The 18,313-nt window shown below is 71.4% G+C and carries 16 protein-coding genes; 10 read left to right on the forward strand and 6 right to left on the reverse strand.

Features of this window, described 5'->3' with window-relative positions:
- Positions 1-35 precede the first annotated feature (35 nt).
- Positions 36-1,457 (reverse strand): diguanylate cyclase, encoded by a 1,422-nt coding sequence (locus EV374_RS22420; RefSeq protein ID WP_132238475.1) that lies wholly within the window; start codon positions 1,455-1,457, stop codon positions 36-38.
- A gap of 216 nt (positions 1,458-1,673) precedes the next feature.
- Between EV374_RS22420 and EV374_RS22425 the strand changes: the two genes are divergently transcribed.
- From EV374_RS22425 to EV374_RS22440, 4 genes are all read left to right on the forward strand, one after another.
- Positions 1,674-2,456, forward strand: coding sequence for a phosphodiesterase (locus EV374_RS22425; RefSeq protein ID WP_132238477.1), 783 nt, complete (start codon positions 1,674-1,676; stop codon positions 2,454-2,456).
- A gap of 19 nt (positions 2,457-2,475) precedes the next feature.
- On the forward strand, positions 2,476-3,150 hold the full coding sequence (locus EV374_RS22430; protein ID WP_486485895.1) for a histone deacetylase: 675 nt from the start codon (positions 2,476-2,478) through the stop codon (positions 3,148-3,150).
- Positions 3,151-3,451: 301 nt separating this feature from the next.
- Complete coding sequence (locus tag EV374_RS22435; protein ID WP_132238479.1) at positions 3,452-3,907, forward strand: lamin tail domain-containing protein; 456 nt, start codon at positions 3,452-3,454, stop codon at positions 3,905-3,907.
- Between the two features lie 288 nt (positions 3,908-4,195).
- On the forward strand, positions 4,196-5,905 hold the full coding sequence (locus EV374_RS22440; protein WP_132238481.1) for a bifunctional metallophosphatase/5'-nucleotidase: 1,710 nt from the start codon (positions 4,196-4,198) through the stop codon (positions 5,903-5,905).
- A 182-nt stretch (positions 5,906-6,087) separates the two neighbouring features.
- Here the strand turns inward: EV374_RS22440 and EV374_RS22445 are convergent, their stop codons facing one another.
- Positions 6,088-7,371, reverse strand: a complete 1,284-nt coding sequence (locus EV374_RS22445; RefSeq protein ID WP_132238483.1) for an MFS transporter — start codon at positions 7,369-7,371, stop codon at positions 6,088-6,090.
- Positions 7,372-7,504: 133 nt separating this feature from the next.
- Here EV374_RS22445 and EV374_RS22450 point away from each other — a divergent pair, with 133 nt between their 5' ends.
- Entirely contained in the window at positions 7,505-7,978 is a 474-nt protein-coding gene (locus EV374_RS22450; protein ID WP_132238485.1) for a hypothetical protein, read from the forward strand.
- Positions 7,979-8,165: 187 nt separating this feature from the next.
- A complete protein-coding gene (locus EV374_RS22455) occupies positions 8,166-10,544 on the forward strand; it encodes a flagellar hook assembly protein FlgD (RefSeq protein WP_132238487.1) in 2,379 nt (792 codons plus the stop codon).
- A 179-nt stretch (positions 10,545-10,723) separates the two neighbouring features.
- On the opposite strand, the gene EV374_RS22460 is transcribed toward EV374_RS22455, so the two are convergent.
- Complete coding sequence (locus EV374_RS22460; RefSeq protein ID WP_132238489.1) at positions 10,724-10,927, reverse strand: DUF5988 family protein; 204 nt, start codon at positions 10,925-10,927, stop codon at positions 10,724-10,726.
- Positions 10,928-11,186: 259 nt separating this feature from the next.
- Here EV374_RS22460 and EV374_RS22465 point away from each other — a divergent pair, with 259 nt between their 5' ends.
- Complete coding sequence (locus EV374_RS22465; protein ID WP_132238491.1) at positions 11,187-12,416, forward strand: cytochrome P450; 1,230 nt, start codon at positions 11,187-11,189, stop codon at positions 12,414-12,416.
- 152 nt (positions 12,417-12,568) lie between these two features.
- Here EV374_RS22465 and EV374_RS22470 read toward each other — a convergent pair whose 3' ends face one another.
- The gene (locus EV374_RS22470; protein ID WP_486485896.1) at positions 12,569-13,768 is read right to left on the reverse strand and encodes a helix-turn-helix domain-containing protein; all 1,200 of its coding nucleotides are present in this window, start codon (positions 13,766-13,768) and stop codon (positions 12,569-12,571) included.
- Between the two features lie 349 nt (positions 13,769-14,117).
- Here EV374_RS22470 and EV374_RS22475 point away from each other — a divergent pair, with 349 nt between their 5' ends.
- Positions 14,118-15,197, forward strand: coding sequence for a helix-turn-helix domain-containing protein (locus tag EV374_RS22475; protein ID WP_132238680.1), 1,080 nt, complete (start codon positions 14,118-14,120; stop codon positions 15,195-15,197).
- Between the two features lie 483 nt (positions 15,198-15,680).
- On the forward strand, positions 15,681-16,208 hold the full coding sequence (locus EV374_RS22480; protein ID WP_132238495.1) for a hypothetical protein: 528 nt from the start codon (positions 15,681-15,683) through the stop codon (positions 16,206-16,208).
- Between the two features lie 148 nt (positions 16,209-16,356).
- Here EV374_RS22480 and EV374_RS22485 read toward each other — a convergent pair whose 3' ends face one another.
- Both EV374_RS22485 and EV374_RS22490 read right to left on the reverse strand, forming a co-directional pair.
- Positions 16,357-16,626 (reverse strand): hypothetical protein, encoded by a 270-nt coding sequence (locus EV374_RS22485; RefSeq protein WP_132238497.1) that lies wholly within the window; start codon positions 16,624-16,626, stop codon positions 16,357-16,359.
- Positions 16,627-16,820: 194 nt separating this feature from the next.
- The gene (locus EV374_RS22490) at positions 16,821-17,087 is read right to left on the reverse strand and encodes a hypothetical protein (RefSeq protein WP_132238499.1); all 267 of its coding nucleotides are present in this window, start codon (positions 17,085-17,087) and stop codon (positions 16,821-16,823) included.
- Positions 17,088-17,849: 762 nt separating this feature from the next.
- Here EV374_RS22490 and EV374_RS22495 point away from each other — a divergent pair.
- A complete protein-coding gene (locus EV374_RS22495; protein WP_132238501.1) occupies positions 17,850-18,131 on the forward strand; it encodes a hypothetical protein in 282 nt (93 codons plus the stop codon).
- Positions 18,132-18,313: the final 182 nt, after the last annotated feature.

The following is an 18,313-nucleotide window of genomic DNA, read 5'->3' on the forward strand; positions in this document are numbered from 1 at the left end:
CCGCAGGAAGGGGCGGCGCGGCGCCAGCGGGACGGTCAGGCGGGGGCCAGGCGTACGCCGTCGCGGCCGTGGCGTTTCACCGCGTAGAGCGCCTGGTCGGCGCGGCGCAGTGTGGCCTCGGGTGACTCGCCCGGGCGGGGAAGGGCCACCCCGACGCTGATCGTGCGGCCGATCTGCCGCGCCGCCTCGGCCAGGCGCTCGGCGATCCGGACCGCCTCCTCGGGGCGCCCCACCTCGATCACCGCCACGAACTCGTCGCCGCCGATCCGGTAGAGCTCGTCGCCGTGCCGAAGCGCCCCCTCCAGGGCCCGGGCCAGCCGGACGAGCACCCGGTCGCCGGCCTGGTGGCCGTACGTGTCGTTGACGGCCTTGAAGCCGTCCACGTCGATCGCCAGCAGGGCCGTACGCCCCGGGGTGGCCACGGCGATCCGCTGGCCGAACGGCCCCGTGTGCCGCAGCCCGGTCAACGGGTCCGAGTTGGCCTGCTCGCGCAGGCGGGCCAGGGTACGCAGCCGGTCGAGGCAGCTCCACGCCTGGCCGGCGAGCAGCTCCAGCAGGTTGACCGTGGTCGGGTCGGGGCGCAGCAGCCGTTCGTCGGCCACCAGCAGCACCCCGCCGTCGTCGGGCCGACCGACGGGCACGGCGACCAGCGTGCGCACCCCGGCCCGGGTCAGCGGCCGGTGGTCGGGCACGGGCGGGTGTCCCGCCTCGCCGAGCGTGTAGCCCACGCCGTGGCGGTGGGCGCGAGCCACCAGCCCGTCCAGCGCGGCGGGGTCCGCCTCGGTCAGCTCCGCCCGGATCCGGGCCTCCAGCTCACCGGGGGTGGCCGGCGGCGTACCCAGGCGGGGCCCGTCCGGGCCCACGAGCACCAGTACCGCCGCGGAGAGCGTGGACACGTCCCGGGCGGCGGCGATCGCGGCGGCGAACAGGTCCCACTCCGTCGACGCGGAGGTCAGCGCGGCGGCGTGCCGCAGGAGCTTCTCGCTGCGGCTCTCCGGCGGTGGCCCGCCGAGCGCCACGATCCGGGCCCCGAGGCGGGCCGCCAGCCGCTCGGCGGTGTCGCGCCACGGGCCGAGGTCGGCCGGGCCGCACCACTGGAGGTCCAGCACCCCGATGGCCCGGCCCGCCGGGTCCAGCACCGGTACGCACACCTCGGCCGTGACGTCGGGGCGTACCGGGATGTAGTCGGGGTCGGCGGCGACGTCGGGCACGACGGCGGTCTCGCCGGAGGCGTACACCCGGCCCACGATCCCGGTCTTCGGCGGCACGGTGGAGAAGACCTGCCACGAGCCGGTGGCCGCGACGCAGCGGAGCCGGTCGTGGACGTGCAGCAGGACGGAGATGGTGGCCGGCGCGTGGCGGGCGAGCGCGGTGACGGTCCACCGGCACGCCTCGACGACGGTCGACGCCATGGGGAGGCGGACCGTGACGTCACGGATGACTCGCTCGTGATCCACTCGGCACGTCGTTCCAGGTAGGGAGGGCCGCGACCGGCGGACGGGCCCGCGATCAAGCGTACTCAGGCAGGCGCGGGACCAGCGGAAATCAAGATCGTCGACGCTTTCGTACACATGTGCCATCCACAGGCTGTGGACAGGGCCTGTGGGTACGGGCGGGCCGCGCGCCGGGGCCTGCGGCGATAGCGTGAGGGTCCCGGTCGAGTGGAGGCACCGATGCTCATCGCCCAGCTCAGTGATTCGCACCTGACCACCGGCGTGCTCGCCGCCGAGCCGGCCGCCGGCCTGCACCGCGCCTTGGGCCGGGTGCTGGCGCTGAACCCGCGACCCGACTGCGTGGTGATCACCGGCGACCTGGTCGACCGTGGCCGCCCCGACGAGTACGCGACGCTGCGCGAGGTCATCGGCCGGTTCCCGCTGCCGGTGCACCTGGTCGCCGGCAACCACGACGACCGGGAGTCGCTGCTGGACGCGTTCGGGGGCACGCCGTGGCTCGGCGGCGGCTTCTCGGCGCACTACCACGTGGACCACCCGGAGGCGACGGTCGTGGTGCTGGACTCCCTGATGCCGGGCGGGGGCGACGCCGGCTGCCTCGGCGAGGACCAGCTCGGCTGGCTGGACGGGGTGCTGGCCGGTCGACCCGAGGTGCCGGCCGTGGTCTGCCTGCACCACCCGCCGGCACCGGTCGGCATCCCGTTCCTCGACGACATCCGGCTGACCGACGGCGACGAACTGGCCGAGGTGGTCGCCCGCCACCCGCACGTGGTCCGGGTGGTCGCCGGGCACGTCCACCGCCCGGTCACCGTGACCTTCGCCGGCACGGTGCTCACCACCGCGCCGAGCACCTGGCGGCAGAGCTCCCTCACCACCAGCGCCGACGACCAGTTCGGCTGGGTCGTCGAGCCGACCGGCTTCCTGCTGCACAAGGTCACCGGGAGCGGTTGCGTCACACACCTGGTGCAGGCCAGCCACGCCGCCGGCATGACCTGCGGCTTCTGACCGCCGGGACCGGTCGGCCGTGGTGGGCGAGGTCTGGTACGTCGCGTACGGGTCGAACATGCACGCCGCCCGGCTCGGCTTCTACCTGGCGGGAGGCTGCCCGCCCGGCGGGCGGCGGACGTATCCGGGCTGCCGGGACCCGCGACCCCCCAGGCGTACGGTGCCGGTGTCGCTACCCGGCGGCGTCTACTTCGCCGGCGAGTCGCGGGCGTGGACCGGCGGGATGGCGTTCTACGACCCGGCGCTCCCCGGCGAGGCGGCGGCCCGGGCCTACCTGCTCGACGTCGGGCAGTTCGCCGACGTGGCCGCCCAGGAGATGTACCGGGAACCCGGCGCCGACGCCGGCCTGATCGCCGAGGCCGTCGCCACCGGGAGGGCCACCCTCGGCCCCGGCCGGTACGAGACCCTGCTCTGCCCAGGCCGGCTCGACGGGCTCCCGCTGCTGACCTTCACCGCTCCGTGGGCGGCGTCCGAGGTGCCGTGGCGGGCCCCGGCCCCGGCCTACCTCGACATGATCGCCCGTGGCCTGCGCGAGTCGCACGGCTGGAACGCCGACCGGATCGCCCGCTACCTGCTGGCCCGGCCCGGGGTCGCCGGCGCCTGGGACGCCGCGGCCGTCGCGGCGCTGATCACCGGGACGGACCGGCGCGAGGGTGCCGGGCTGACCACGGACCGGCCCGAGGTGCCGCGCTGACCACGGACCGGCGCCAGGTGCCGGGCTGACCGCCGTACCGTACGGCCTCCGACGCCGAACGCCGGGCGGGGGCGGGACGCTCGGTGGCCGTCGTCGCGCCGCACGGAGACCCCGGCGGTCGGTCGGACGAGCGGTGCACGTCCCGCCGGCCGGCAGCGGATCGACCGGGCGGACGCAATCGCCGTGGCGGTCGTTCAACCGTCCACAATCACCACCGGAGATCGATAACCTCGGCCGGCCGTGCGCGGGCACGGCTCATCCGCCGGCTCCACGACCGGCCGTCTGTGTGTGGGGGAATCGCATGAGGAGAAGGCTGATCGGTCTCGCGGTGGCGCTCGCCGTCACGGTGGGCGTGTCGCTGACCACCGCCGGCCCGGCCCAGGCCGCCACCCCGGCCGTCCAGATCACCAAGGCCTACTACAACTCGCCGGGCGCCGACAACCGCTCGAACTCCAGCCTGAACGCCGAGTACGTCCGGCTGACCAACCGGCGCTCCACCACCGTCAACCTGAAGTACTGGACGCTGCGCGACCAGTCCAACCACGTCTACAAGTTCTCCGGCGACTTCCGGCTGGCCCCGGGCGCCAGCGTCGTCGTGCACACCGGAAAGGGCACCAACAGCTCGACCCACCGCTACTGGGGCTCGGGCGCCTACATCTGGAACAACACCGGGGACAAGGCGTCCCTGCGCAACTCGTCCGGCACCCTGATCGACTCCTGCTCGTGGGGGAGCAAGGGCAGCTACACGTACTGCTGAGGCGGGCGGCCGGCCCCGGGCAGCCGGGGCCGGCCGCATCCCTCCGTAGGCCGGCGCCCACGCTGCCGGGCATGTCGGAAACGCCCGTCCGGACGGTCGCCGGCCGCGAGTTTGCGCAGGTCTGCACTCCCGCCCCGGTCGACCGGGGCGGGCGACGATGAGAGGCTGTCCGCGACGCGGCGGCGCTCGGCCACCGTCGCCACCGCGACCGAACCTGTCGACGGCGCGGCCCACCCCCGGGGTGGACCGTCACCCGGGTGCCCGCGCCGGCTTCCCACGAGGAGTTCCATGTCCATCCCCGGGATGCGCCGGGCCGCCATCGGCCTGACCGCGCTCGCCGTGACCGCCTTCGGCGCGGTCACGACCACCCCCGACCAGGCGGACGCCGGCCCGAAGCCGGTCGCCGTCAAGCTGCTCGCCCTCAACGACTTCCACGGCAACCTCGAACCGCCGTCCGGCACCACCAACGGCACCATCGCCGGGCAGCCCGCCGGCGGGGCCGAATACCTCGCCACCCAGCTCGCCGAGCTGCGCAAGCACGCCAAGAAGCAGAACACCATCACCGTGGCGGCCGGCGACCTGATCGGCGCCTCCCCGCTGCTCTCCGCCGCGTTCCACGACGAGCCGACCATCGAGGCGCTCTCGCTGGCCGGGCTCGACTACGCCAGCGTCGGCAACCACGAGTTCGACGAGGGCGCGGACGAGCTGCTGCGCATCCAGAACGGCGGCTGCCACCCGGTCGACGGCTGCGTCGATGGCACCCCGTACGAGGGCGCCGGCTTCCAGTACCTCTCCGCGAACGCGTTCAAGACCGCGACCGGCCAGCCGCTGCTGGCTCCGTACGCCATCCACAAGGTGCAGGGCGTCAAGGTCGGCTTCATCGGCATGACGCTGGAGGGCACCCCGCGGATCGTCAGCCAGCAGGGCGTCGCCGGCCTGACCTTCGCCGACGAGGCGCAGACCGCCAACCGGTACGCCCGCGAGCTGCGCCGCCAGGGCGTCGAGACCATCGTCGTGCTGCTGCACGAGGGCGGCACCCAGGACGCGACCGGCGGCATCAACGACTGCAAGGGCATCTCCGGCCCCATCGTGGACATCGCCAACCGGATGGACCCGTCCATCGACGTGGTCGTCAGCGGCCACACCCACCAGGCGTACAACTGCGACATCGCCGGCAAGCTGGTCACCAGCGCCAGCTCCTTCGGTCGCCTGGTCACCGACATCGACCTCTCCATCGACCGGCGTACCGGCGACGTGATCAGCGCCAAGGCCGAGAACGTGGTGGTCACCCGGGACGTCGCCCCGGACCGGGCGCAGACCGACCTGATCAACCGCTACAAGACCGTGCTCGGCCCGGTGGCCGGCCGCGAGGTCGGCCGGACCACCCAGGAGATCAAGAAGACCCAGGAGACCCTCTTCGGTACGACCCTGGGCGAGTCCCCGCTGGGCAACGTGATCGCCGACGCGCAGCTCGCCGCCACCGACGACGAGCAGGGCGCCGTCGCCGCCTTCATGAACCCCGGTGGCGTACGCGCCGACCTCGACGCCGGCCCGGTCACCTACGAGGAGGCGTTCACGGTGCAGCCGTTCGGCAACAACCTCGTGACGCTCGACCTCACCGGCGCGCAGCTCTACTGCATGCTGGAGCAGCAGTTCGTCACCGGCCGGACGCTCTACCCGTCGTCGACCGTCCGCTACGTCGTCGACCCGGCCGGCACCACCGGCACCGTCGCCGACGCCTGCACGGGCACCCGGGTCGTCCGGGGCAGCCTGACCCTCGGCGGGGTGGCGGTCACCGCCGACGCCACGTACCGGGTCACGGTGAACAACTTCCTCTCCGGCGGCGGCGACGGCTTCACCGTCCTCACCGGCGGCACCAACGCGGTCACCGGCATGATCGACCTGGACGCGTTCGTGGCCTACCTGACCGCCGAGTCCCCGGTCTCGGCGCCGGCTCTGGACCGCATCCGCACCACCGCGGAGGTTCCCACCGCCTGACGGCGGACGCACGGGCGACGGGCCTCGGAGCGGATGCTCCGGGGCCCGTCGCCGTCAGCGGCGCCGGAGGCCGGACGCTCCGCGACCGCCGTCCACGGCTCGTGCGACCGCCGTCCACGGCTCGTGCGACCGCCGTCCAGGCGACCGCCGTCAACGGGCCGCGTGTCGGCGGAGTGGTGCGGTCAGGCCTTGGCGGGGGCCGGTTCGGCGGCCGGCGGGGCGGCCGGCGCGCGACCGTCCTGGGCCGGCGTGAGCAGCCGGCGCAGGGAGAGCGCGATGAGCGAGGCCACCAGGCAGCCGCTGACGACCACCGCGACCCAGATCCGGCCGTCGGCCGCACCGAGCAGCGGGCCCGCCGTGACGGGGCCGATCACGCCGCTGATGCCGAAGATCATCGAGCTCATGGCGTTGTACCGGCCGCGCAGCGCGTCCGTGGCGAGCGCGTTCGTCAGCGCCGGCATCACCGGCGACAGCAGCGTCTCGCCGAAGCCGAAGATCGCCGAGCAGGCGACGACGCAGAGGGCGGCGACCAGCGCGTTGCTCGGCCCGACCACGCCCCCGGCCCCCAGGACCAGCCAGGCGATCGCGAAGACCGCGCCCACGACCGCCAGCCCGCCCGTGCGGCTGCGCCCCTCCATCCGCCGCAGGACCAGCAGTTGGGAGAGCACGATCATCACCGTGTTGCCGGCCAGCGCCCAGGCGACCACGCGCGGCGTCACCTCGGCCACCCGCACGGCGTAGGCGGTGAAGCCGACCTCGATCTGCGCGTAGCCGCAGGTGGTCAGGACGAGGCCGAAGATGACGAGCCGCCGGAACGGGCGGTCGCGCAGCACGGTGAGGTAGCCGCCGGCCGACGTCCGCTCCCCGGCCGGTCCGGCGGCGAGCCGGTGGCCCACGTGCGGCAGGGTCAGCAGGATCAGCGCGGGCATCAGGTAGCTGATCGCGTCGAGCACGTAGATCGCCTGGAAGGTGACCTCGCGGGCGGTGTCGACGATCGCGCCGGAGGTCAGGCCGCCGACGCCGATGCCGAGGTTGAGCAGGGCGAAGTTCAGCCCGAAGACGCGCTGCCGCTCGTCGGCGTCGGTGAGCGAGGCGAGGATCGTGTTCTGCCCCGGCCAGATGACCGAGCTGCCCATCGCCACCAGCGTCATCACCCCGAACGCCGAGGCGCTCGAGTCGACCAGCGCCAGCGACCCGGTGCCGACCGCCTCGATCAGCAGGCCCGACAGCAGGATCCGGCGGGCGCCGAACCGGTCGATGAGCGCGCCGCCGATCGGCGAGAGCGCCAGGGTGATCACGCCGTACCAACCGATCACCAGGCCGGCGCGGGTGTCGGTGAGACCCCGGACGTCGGTCAGGTAGATGAACAGGAACGGCAGGGTGAGGCCGCGCCCGATCGCCGACAACAGCGTGCCGATGAGCATCCGCCGGGCTTCGGAACGGCGGGGCAGGGCGCGACTGAGCATCCCCCGATTCTGTGTGCTGGGTGTGACACAGCGCGAGACCTTTTCGCGCCGAGTTTCCCGTTCGCCGTGTGCGCGGGGTCACACCGCAGGCGCGTCGGGCGGGTCGTCGTACCTCTCTGCGATCCTGGTCGGGATGACCACAGCCTGGCGACACCTGCCCGCACCGGCCCGCGAGATCGCCGCCGCCACCACCGACGCGGTCGCCGCCGCCCGCGAGCGCGCCCCCGAGGCGTACGACGTCGCGGTGGCCCGGCTCGCGGCGGCCGAACGGTCGGGCCTGGTGCTCGGCGCGGTGGTCCGGCTGCTGCTGGAGGAGACCCACCCCGACGGCCTCGACGGCGACGACGTCCGTCAGGTGCTCGAAGGCTGCGTCCGCGACGCCGCGCAGTGGCGGCCCGACGTCGACCCGCACGTGGTCCTCGTCCTGTTGGCGGGCGCCCTCGGCGTCTACGACCCCGACGGCGACGAGTCGCCGCCGGACCCGCCCGCCGTGGCGCGGCACGCGCCGCTGCTCGTCGCCGACCTGCTCGCCGTCACCGGCCGGCCCGTCGAGGGCTACCTGACCGCCGCGTTCACCGAGATCGCCCGCACCGAACAGCAGGACTGACGGCCGCCACGACGAGCCGGCTGGTCGTCCAGGATGCCCGGCACCACAAGCGGGGCGGAAACTGTTAAGCTCCCGCCGCTTCGCTGTGAGCTCTCGAACGTCGGCACGACGGCGGTCCGCCCGCGCCGCACGGTCCCACCGCAGAAGCCCTCCAAGCCCTCATCTTCCGCGACGCAGGAGGACCAGCGTGGCCAGACGTGCGCTCCTACGCGGCGGCATCGCCGCCACCATGTCGTTCACACTCGCCATGGGGCTGGTTCCGCCGACAACCGCCGTAGCGGAGGCAGCCACGGCAGAGGCGGTCATCCCCGCCCCCACCGTCCTCCGACCCCGGACAGCCCTGCTGAGCGCGGGGCCCTCGGGATTCCTCCGCTACGAGCATGCGCGCGGTCACCTGTGGACGAGCTACGCAGGCGCGGACACGATCGTCGACGCGTCCGCCACGGACGTTCACGCCATGCCGGACTTCGGCGCGGGCTCCGACGTCGTCGCGCGGTACGACGACACCGCCAGGACCGTGCGGCTGCGGGACATGTCGGCCGGTGCGTCCCGTACGGTCGTGCTGCCCGCGGGTCACCAGTACTTCAGCACGCTCGGCTGGACGGTCGTGACGACGACGGGAAGCTCCGGCGGCGCCGACATCACGTGGCACCTGCTCGACTCCCAGGACGGCGGCTCCGTCACGCAGCGCACCGTCCAGGACGTCCCCGACGGAATCATCGTCACGTTCGAATCCAACGATCCGCTGGGTGACGCGCACGGGCAGGTCGTCCGGTACCGGACGGCCGACGGCGGACACACCGGCTGGCTCGACGTCGACCAGGGCCGGTTGGTCCCGCTGCCGCACCGCGGCAGCCAGACCGACGGCCAGGTCGTGCTCACCGCCACCCACCTGCTGTTCTGGCGGTGGGAGGACCGGGCCGTCGTCATCCACTCGCGCGACGACCTGACCGCGGCTCCGCGAACGGTGCCGCTGGTCGGCGACGCCCAACTGCTCGGCATGGTCGGCGGGACACTCGTCGTGGCCCGGTACGACCCCTCCCTGGGCCGCCACGCCTACGACCTGCCGGTGTGGCGGGTCGAGGCGCTCGCGCCCGACGGCAGCACCGTGAAGACGCTGCTGGCCCGGTCCGCCGGCCGGGGCGTGCCGACCCCGGACGGCGGGCTCCTGGTGCCGGGCGGCCCCGGCCCCGACTGGGACCAGTGGGGGGTCTCCCTCATCGAGGCCACCGACGGTGGCGAGGTGACCGTCCGCAGGATCGCCGAGGCGTCCCCGCAGCAGCTCCAGAAGACGGTGGACGAGCTGACCCTGACCCAGGGACGGCTGGACACCCTGGAGTACGACCCCTCGATCGACAGGCGACACGTCTTCACCCGCGACGTCGGCGTGAGCGGATCCCTCACCGTGGGGGCACGCCTCGCCCGCGGTGCCGTGTACGACGGCTGCGCCTTTCCGGTGTGCGTCAGGCGACACCCCACCGGTGACGGCCGGACCGTCGTCTCGGGCGTCACCGGAACCCCGCAACCGCACCTCCTGGAGCCGACCCAGTCCCTGCCGGGCACCCCGATCGACAGCTCCCGCACCTACGAGACGGTGGCCGCCGCCAGCGGCCGGTTCGTCGCCCTGGTGACGTACGCCGACACCGGAACGGGGACGCCGGAGCCCGCGCCCACCGGGCCGGGCGGGGGCGCGCTGGAGACCCGGGTCGTCGACCTGGACACCCGGCAGACGGTGTACACCACGACTGCCGGCGTCGCGGCGATGTGGGGCACCACCCTGTGGGTGCGGAACGGCAACGAGGCCGTGGCCCCCATCGACGTCCTGACCGGGCAGCGGGGCGCCGAGGTGTGGTTCGGCCGCGGCTGCCTCCTGGACGACTTCCAGGCCGTCGGCCGGTGGCTGCTCTGGACCTGTGTGGGGCAGCTGGAGAGCCAGGGCGTGTACGACACCGTCACGAAGACGAAGCTGCCACTCTTCTCAGGATCCGGCTTGTCGCGGGCGAAGCTCGGTGACGGCTTCGTAGCGTCCGAGGTGGACGGCCAGCTCCGGGTCACCGACGTTCGCAGCGGCACGCCCGTGCCGCACACCCTCGGGGAATTCCGGTCGTGGCGTCCCTGGGACGTGGACCCGTACACCGGGACCATCGCCCACCTCGGGGCCGACAACGGCATCCACCTGGTGCCCAGCGGCGTTCCGGTCTCGCCCCTCGTTCAACTCGACGCCGTGGTCGCCCCGTCGGCCCGGATCAAGGGGAGCACCGGGCACTGGAAGCCGAAGTGGTGGCTGTCCAAGCCGGCCGCCTCCTGGACGCTCGTGATCACGAACCCGGCCACCGGCGCCACCGTCAGCACCATCTCCGGCGGCCTGGCCCGCGGCCTCGTGACCACGTCCTGGAACGGGCAGGACCGCCTGCGCCGGCTGGTACCCGACGGCGCGTACAGGTGGACGTTGACCGCCACGCCGGCCGATGGGAAGGGCGCGGTGCTCACCCGCTCCGGCACGCTGGATCTCCGCAACGAGTGCCACATCGGGGGCCGGTTGCGAAAGGCCGTGGGGTGTTCCTGACGGCGAAGTGCCCGGCCGCGACACTTTCGCACATGCTCGACCCGGTATACCGGGTCCGGTCCACGGCCGACCGCCAGCCGGTTTTCCCCCGGACTCGTCCGACCGCACGATGACTTCGTCCCTCACCTCGATGTCGGAAATGCTCGCTGCCGCTATCCGGCGATCCGGGTACGCATCGCTTAACGGAAGGCGATCGGGCCGTCGTCCGCGGGATCGGCGCCCGTCTGGCGTTCGAAATGCTCGTAGCCGCCGTAGTGCTCGATCTTCACCCTCTCGCCGGCAACCACGGCTTTGAGCAGGCGACGTTCGGGCGGAAGGTCCGCCGGACCGCCCTCTAGGACAACATCCACGAAGTTGTCGCCTGCGAGATGCCCCATCGCCATGCCCCTTCTCGACAGTTCTGGCGCGAATGACGTCCGGAAACAGGACCTCGATCCCCCGCCATTCGACGGTAATCAATAGGGGGAACGGGCCCCGCTCCTCACGGGCCCATATCGGGAAAGCCGGTGGCGGCCGCATTCGCCGATCCCCGTTGCTTACCCGGTGATTACCGGCCTGTTCCACGGCGGATCGTATGTTTCGCCAGCGCGGCAACAGACGAGATCACCCCCACATCGCGGTCACCTGCGAACAGGAGTCAGCATGGCAACGTTGGGCCCCACCGTGCCGGCCGGCAAGGCCGACAGTCCGCCGTCATTCCCGATGCGCCGCTCCGGGTGCCCCTTCAACCCGCCCCCGGAGTACGAGACGCTGCGCTCGACGGAACCGGTGTCCCGGGCCATGCTTCGCGACGGCAGCGCCGTCTGGCTGGTCTCGCGGTACGCCGACGTCCAGGCCGCGCTCACCGACCCCCGGATCAGCAGCGACAGCACCATCCCGAAGATTCCCCTGGCCGGCGGTGCCGGGGTGGACCCGCAAGGACGGCGTTCGTCGTTCGTCCGGATGGACCCGCCCGAGCACGGCGTATTCCGCAAACTGCTGATGCCCGACTTCACGATGCGCAAGATCCGCACCCTGCGCCCGCGGATCCAGCGGACGGTGGACGATGCGCTGGACGTCATGCGGGACAGTGGCCAGCCCGCCGACCTCGTGAAGCTGGTGGCGCTACGGGTGCCGTCGGTGCTCACCTGCGAACTTCTCGGCGTGCCGGAGTCCGAGCACCACTTCTTCCAGACCCGCGCGAATGTCCTGCTCGAGCGCAGCGTCCCGATGAACGAACTCCGGACCGCCGTGATGGAGATGCGCACCCACATGCTCGCCCTGTTGGACGAGAAACGCCGTAACCCGGGCGACGACATCCTCACCAAACTCGCGCACGCACCGGCCGAACTCGAGCTGGCGGATTCCGAGCTCGCCGGCGCGGCCCAGAGCGTGCTGAACGCATCGCACGAGTCGACCGCCAGCATGATCGCCCTCGGCACGCTGGTCCTGCTGGAACACCCCGGTACGCTCGCCGAACTGAAAGCCGACCCGGCCCTGTGGCCCAAGGCTGTCGAGGAGTTGCTCCGCTACCTCAGCGTCGGCGATCTGGTTCTGCCCCGGATCGCCAAGGAGGACGTCGAGATCGGGGGACAACGGATCGCGGCCGGTGAGGGTCTGTATCTCCTCGCCGCCTCGGCCAACCACGACAAGGACTTCTTCGAGGACCCGGACACCTTCGACATTCATCGCTCGACGCGCGGGCACATGGCGTACGGCTACGGCATCCACCAGTGCATCGGCCAGAACATGGCCAATGCGGAGCTGGAGATCGTCTTCGAGACCCTGTTCCGGCGGTTCCCCGACCTGCGCTGCACCGTGCCGATCGAGGAGCTGTCGTACAAACACGAGAGCGCCTTCTTCGGCGTTCACGAATTGCCGGTCACCTGGTGAACCGGTGAGACGGAGCGGCCGGCCGATCCCGGCCGGCCGCTCCGTCTCCCACGTACGGCCATCGCCGGGTCGTGCTGGCGGAGGATGGCTCGGGCGGCGAGGATCAGCCGGTCACGGATCTGGTCCAGGGACAGCAACGGTGCGGTCACCGCTCAGCCCACCCCGAGCGTGGCGGCGAGGTGGGTGAGCGTCGTCGGGGCAGCGCACTCCCGGACGATCTGAGCGAGCATGTCTCGGCCGGCTGGTCGGTGGCGGATCTCGGCCGGCGCGATCCGATCGGCCTCCACCAGGACCCGCCCAGCGCCGACCGGGTCGTCGGCGTGCAGGTAGGCGCGGGCGACATCCACGAGGTACGCGGCGCGGTGTTCGGCGCTCAGCCAACGCCAGCCGTCCCGCGCGGTCACCCTCTCGTGCCGGGCCATGGCATCCTCGGCGTCACCCTGTTCTACCGCCACGGCGATGCGGGCCAGCTCCACCGCCGTCGGCCCGAAGCCGGTCCGATAGTGGTCGTGCCCGTCGCCCACCCGCGCCGCCATCTCGCCGGCCTCGTCCACCAGGTCGACGGCGGCCCGATCGTTCCCGTCACGGGCAGCGGCCAAGGCGGCCTGCACCAGCAGCGTCCCGCACAGCGACAGCTCCGCCGGGTCGCCGGGCCCGCTCGCTGGCGGCGCGATGCGGTACGCGGCGCTCAGCATCACCGACTTCGCCACCCGCGCCCGCCCCGAGGCACGCAACACCTGCCCGAGCTGCACCGCAGCCGCCGCCACCAGCACCCGGTCACCGGTGGCGGCGAGCATCGCCCGGTCGACGGCCAGCCACGCCACGTCCGGGGCGCCGAGCTTTACCAGCACCGACCCGGTCACCCGGTACGCCTCCACCAACGCCACCCGCCCCGCCCCCGGATCGCGGGCATGGGCGCGCTGCGCCTCGGCCAGCAGTCCCGGCACCAGATCGACCACCTGCGGATAGCGGGCGTACTGAAAGGTCGTCCACACATGCGCGGCCTGCCGCACCAGCCGGTCGACCGGCAGCACGTCACGGGCCGTCGAGCGCTCCAAGGCGATCTCGTACGTCGACAGAGCCGCCCGGATCCGCTCGACACCCTCGACGCGCTCGGTCATTCCGGCAGGCTTGGCGTCCCGGCCGAGCAGCGCGGCCGTGTTGATGCGCAGCACGGCGGCGATGTCCTGAAGGGTCGACACCTTGTCCAGCGAGCGGACGCCCCGCTCGACCTTGTCCACCCAACTCTTCGACTTACCCAAGCGGTCGGCCAACACCTGCTGCGACAGCTTGCGCCGCCCCCGCCAGTACGCCACCCGCCGACCCACCGGCAACAACTCACTACTGTCCACGACGCCACCGCCGATCAGGCACCGCCTGGGTCGTCTCCTCAGCCGGTATCCGATCCGCCTCGGCCTGGGCGAGGATCCGCCGTCGCGCCGCCTCGCGTTCCGCCTGCTGGATCTGCTCGCCTCGGCTCCCGGCTGGAGCGTCGTCGCTCATTCCCGCCTCCGCTGTGAAGAGGGGCGCGGCGGCACTGCTTTTGGAAGGACCTGGTGCCGCCGCGCCCGGCTGGCGACGCGACCAGGCCCCGATTCCCACACCAACCGCACCGGCCGCGTCCTGGGAACTACTCTTGTGACCGCACGGCTACGCACGGAAGCGCCTCGATGCTTGCAGGACCTTTCACGGGGGGATCCGATGGATGACCTCGGCGCAGAACTGAGGCAGGCTCGTACCGTGGCCGGCGTGACGCTGGCCTCCATCGCGGCCCGTACCTGCTACTCGGCATCGCACCTGAGCAACGTCGAGGCGGGACGCCGGACCGCGACGCCGGACATCGTGCTCGCCTACGCGCGAGCGTTGGGAGACCCGGACGTGAGACGCAGGCACCTGCTGAAAGCCGCCACCATCGGCCCGATCGCTGCCAACGAGCTGATCCGATCCGGCTTCACCGCCGCCCTCGCCGGCCGCCGCGACAGCGAGGACCGCTGGCGCGACCGGGTCGACCAGTACGGCCGCGACTACATGGAGATCGGTGCCGACAGCCTCCAGACCCGGCTCGCCGGTGACCTCGTCGTCCTGCAACAGCAGCTCGACTCCCCGGCCATGTGGGCGACCGCCGCCCGTGCCCTCACCACCTACGGCAAGACGACCAAGGACCCGACCGAGGCGATCGGCTGGTACGACACCGCCCGCATCGCCGCCGACCGCTCCGACGACCTTGCCGTCCGGGTCTGGGTACGCGGCCGGGCCGCCATCGCCCTGGCCTACGAAGGCGCTGCGCTACCCGTCGCCAAGCGGTACGCCGACGAAGCCATCGCTCTGTCCGACCGGCCATCGCTCGGACGCCTCCAGGCGCTCATGGCCCGCGCACACGTCGCCGCCGGACGAGGCGACATCGCCGGAGCCATCACGGCCGACGAGGACGCACGACGAGTCTTCGACCATGCTGCCTCACCCGACGGGGAGATCTCCGACGCCGCCGTGCCCGCCTGGCGGATGGCCACCTTCCGGTCGATGCTCTACGCCCGACTCGGCATCGTCGGCCCCGGCGAACAGGCCCAGACCGACGCCGACCGACTCCGACCGCCGCCACTGACCCGGTTCGCCACCCACATCGAGTTGCACCGCGCCCTCATGATGGCCAAGTCCGGAGACCGCTCCGGCGGACTCGCCTACGCCCGACGGGCCTGGGCAACACTGCCAGCAGACCGCCGCTCACAAACCCTTGGACTAGTCCTACAAGAAGTCGAAAGAGCAGCACGCAGGCCAACCTGACCTTGGCTGCGGGGATGCGGGCTCAAGCTGCGCTGCCTGATGCCTCGCAAGCAAGGCGTTGCGCCTGCGGCCGGCGCCCGCCTGACCAGGGTCAGTTCGTGCATTTCCGCTGGAAGTAAGACCCCCGGCCGCCCGACCTCCCACGCGATCTCTGACCCGGCCTCTGACCTGCTGAAACGTCTTCCGTCGGTTTCCGGCGTCTTCCGCCGCTACTCGCGTTCAGTTGTGCCGGATCTGTGCCCGGCCCTGATTCGATGGATCGCCGGCGAGGCGGTCGCTGACGGCCTGGATCATCTGTTTGCTTCCATCAACTAGGCCTGGGGTATGGCAGAGCGGGATGAGGCTCGACGGCTCGTTGCAGGCACGGCCGTCGAAGTAGGGACTGCCAGTCTGGGGCTTGCTGTCGCTGGGCCAGTGGGCGCTCTGGTAGCGGCAGCAGTCAAGCCTGCCCTTGAGCTGATCGCCGTGCGAGAGAGCCGCGGCATGCGCAACATCGAGCAGCTGTTAGAAGCGGTTACTGAGGCAACCGGGCTCTCTCAAGAAGAGTTCGCGGCGTGGTCCAAGAGCACGGATGGCCGACTGATGCTGGCGTCGAGTGCGATCCAGGCGGCCTACAACACTGTGTATGACCGAAAGGTCGCCGCGTTGGCCGCCGTCCTGTCAGAGAACCTTGATGATGACGCTCAGCTCGACCTCGGGAACCTCGCCGTTAGTGCGCTCGCTGATCTTGAACCCGTTCACGTGCGCGTGCTTCACGCCTTCCTTGGAGGGATGCCACTGCCGCAACGCGATGACGTGAGACCCCAGCCAGGGGACGTCTCCCAATCCCAGCTTGAGCAAGGCTTCCCGCACCTCGTAGCGGGGCTAACGCCCATCATCGCCACGCTCGTTCGACATGGACTTGCAGAGGTGTCGCGCGCCAACCACGCCTACGATCAGACCTGGAGCATCACCTCCTTTGGCCGCTACTGCCTGGCCCACCTTCAGGACGTAGAGCCAGAAGTGGGTTAGTTGAAGCGGAACTTAGAGCCCCGGCGCGCCTACCAGCGGTGACCGCAGGCGACATCTGCACACAGGGCGTCTCGGTCTGCCATGGTTGGACGCTGGTTGACGACGTTTCACGTTGTCTTGTGCCCCCTATGTGCCCCACGGCTCTGCGTCAGCTCGGGGTGCTCGGCCATGGTTCGCCGCCCTCGATCTTCGCCACTTCGGCCATGGGCACCTTCGCCACCAGGACCAGGACGGTCGGAGCCGCGACGGGCCAGCCGAGGACCTGGACCTGCTCTTGTTCCTCGCTGGTGGCGTTGGCAAGGACGGAGAAGAGGGCATGGCCGTCATGCTCGGTGAAGCCGTCGGCAGCCAGCTCGACCGTCGCCCCAGACCGAAGGGTGACGACCCAGCGACTTGGCGGTCCTGCGGCAAAATCCACGACCTCAGAGTGTAGGGGGCGGCTGCGACGCCTGCCGCTGCGGCGGCGACTTCTTCGTCCCGAAAGAACCACCACGGCTCACTAGCCTGCACTGACAGCAAGCGTGACCTGCGGGAACAGTGCAGGTACGTCCCCGCTCGTCCGCCACAGTCCGCACCCGTCGTCACTCATCTGGTCACCCAGGCGAGGACTGGTCACCACCTGCGGAGATTGCAGATATCCCGAGCCGCCTGCCGGATGAGCGCTCCGACCTTCCGGGTGTCGACGCTGCCTCTCGCTGCGCCGGAATAGCGAGAGGTATCCCGCACCAGGAGAACCTCGCCAATCCAGCCCACCATGATCCCCAGCGCCATGGCGACAGAGAGCATCATCACGAGCGGCACAAGAACATTCGGCGCAACGCCGAGCCGAGCGAGCACCATCAACACGAGCGTTACTGGAAAGAGCAGAGCGAGGCGCATCCCTCTTACGTACAGACGGTATCGATACGACTCCACGATTCTGGACATACCGGGGCCGTCCAAGGGGCTTTCCATTCCGTTCCCAGGCGCTTGCAAACACGGTCGCACGCTGAGTCAACGGTTGTGCCATCCCGCCTGCCGCCGACCCGCCCATTAGGAACGGGCCGCCGCCCGGTCCGTCACGTCAAGCGGACCTTGACGCACGTACGTACGCTGCCGAAACAGCCTGCGTCGGTGTCGGCTCTCGTGTCACGGACCGCGCCCTCGGCGGACACCGCCACAGTGGCGCAGTTGACCTAACCTTGCCCGGCACGGACCCGGCTCCCGGGGTCGAAGCTGGCCACCGGCGGCAACCCCTTCCCTTCCCAGGCGAGCAGTTGACCTGCCCCTGAGCGGCTGCGGAGCCGGCTCCTGGGCGACCGGCATGCCGCCGCGCGGACACCGCCCCCATGCTTGGGGCTTGCCGCGCGGACCCGGCACGCGCCCTCCCTACGCCGCGCTGCTCGGGCGCGGCGCGGCCAGCTGCCGGCGACGGACCGCCACCACTCTCAGCTACCCCCGTCTGCGGCGGCCCCTCCGGGCTTTCCGCTCTCCGCGCCAGCCGCTGGGCGTGTTGCGTGGCCGGAGTCGGAGCGCCAGCGAAGCGACGGACGCGCGCCCAGGCGGCGGCGCGTGCGGCCCGTTCAGGGCCGCCTTGATAGATGTAAGGAAAGTCCTCCCACGGCCGGTGGCCGGGCCGACCTACCTTGGCAAGATGGCGGAGTGGACCGTTTCGAGGGTCGCTGCTGGCTGGACTGGTGGGCTAATCCCGTAACCCTGCTCGGCAGCGTCGAGGTGGACATCGTGGTTACCACTGCTGACGACGGTACCTGGGAGGCAAGCGGCCACGCCGTCCTCAACGACGACGAGAATCGAGCCGGCTTCGCACTGCTTTGCGACCTGGACCCCGTCTTCACGCTGCGGTTCGCGGACAGAAGCACGATCGATGTCGTCGTGGACCCTACCGACGAGGGTCACAGCTTTGTCCTCACCGAGTACACCTGACGTTTCGAGAGGATCGGTCGTCCACCGCATCACCCTCGATATGGGTGGCATCAACCAGCTCGCTACAAGATCAGTTTTCTAGCGACTGACTCACGGTGGGTTGACGTGTCGGTGCTCGGTGCTACCGTGGTCTCCGTCGAGCACGCCAGCGCGGCCTTCCTGCCGTATCGCTGAACTCGACT

The sequence above is a fragment of the Micromonospora sp. CNZ303 genome (assembly GCF_004345505.1).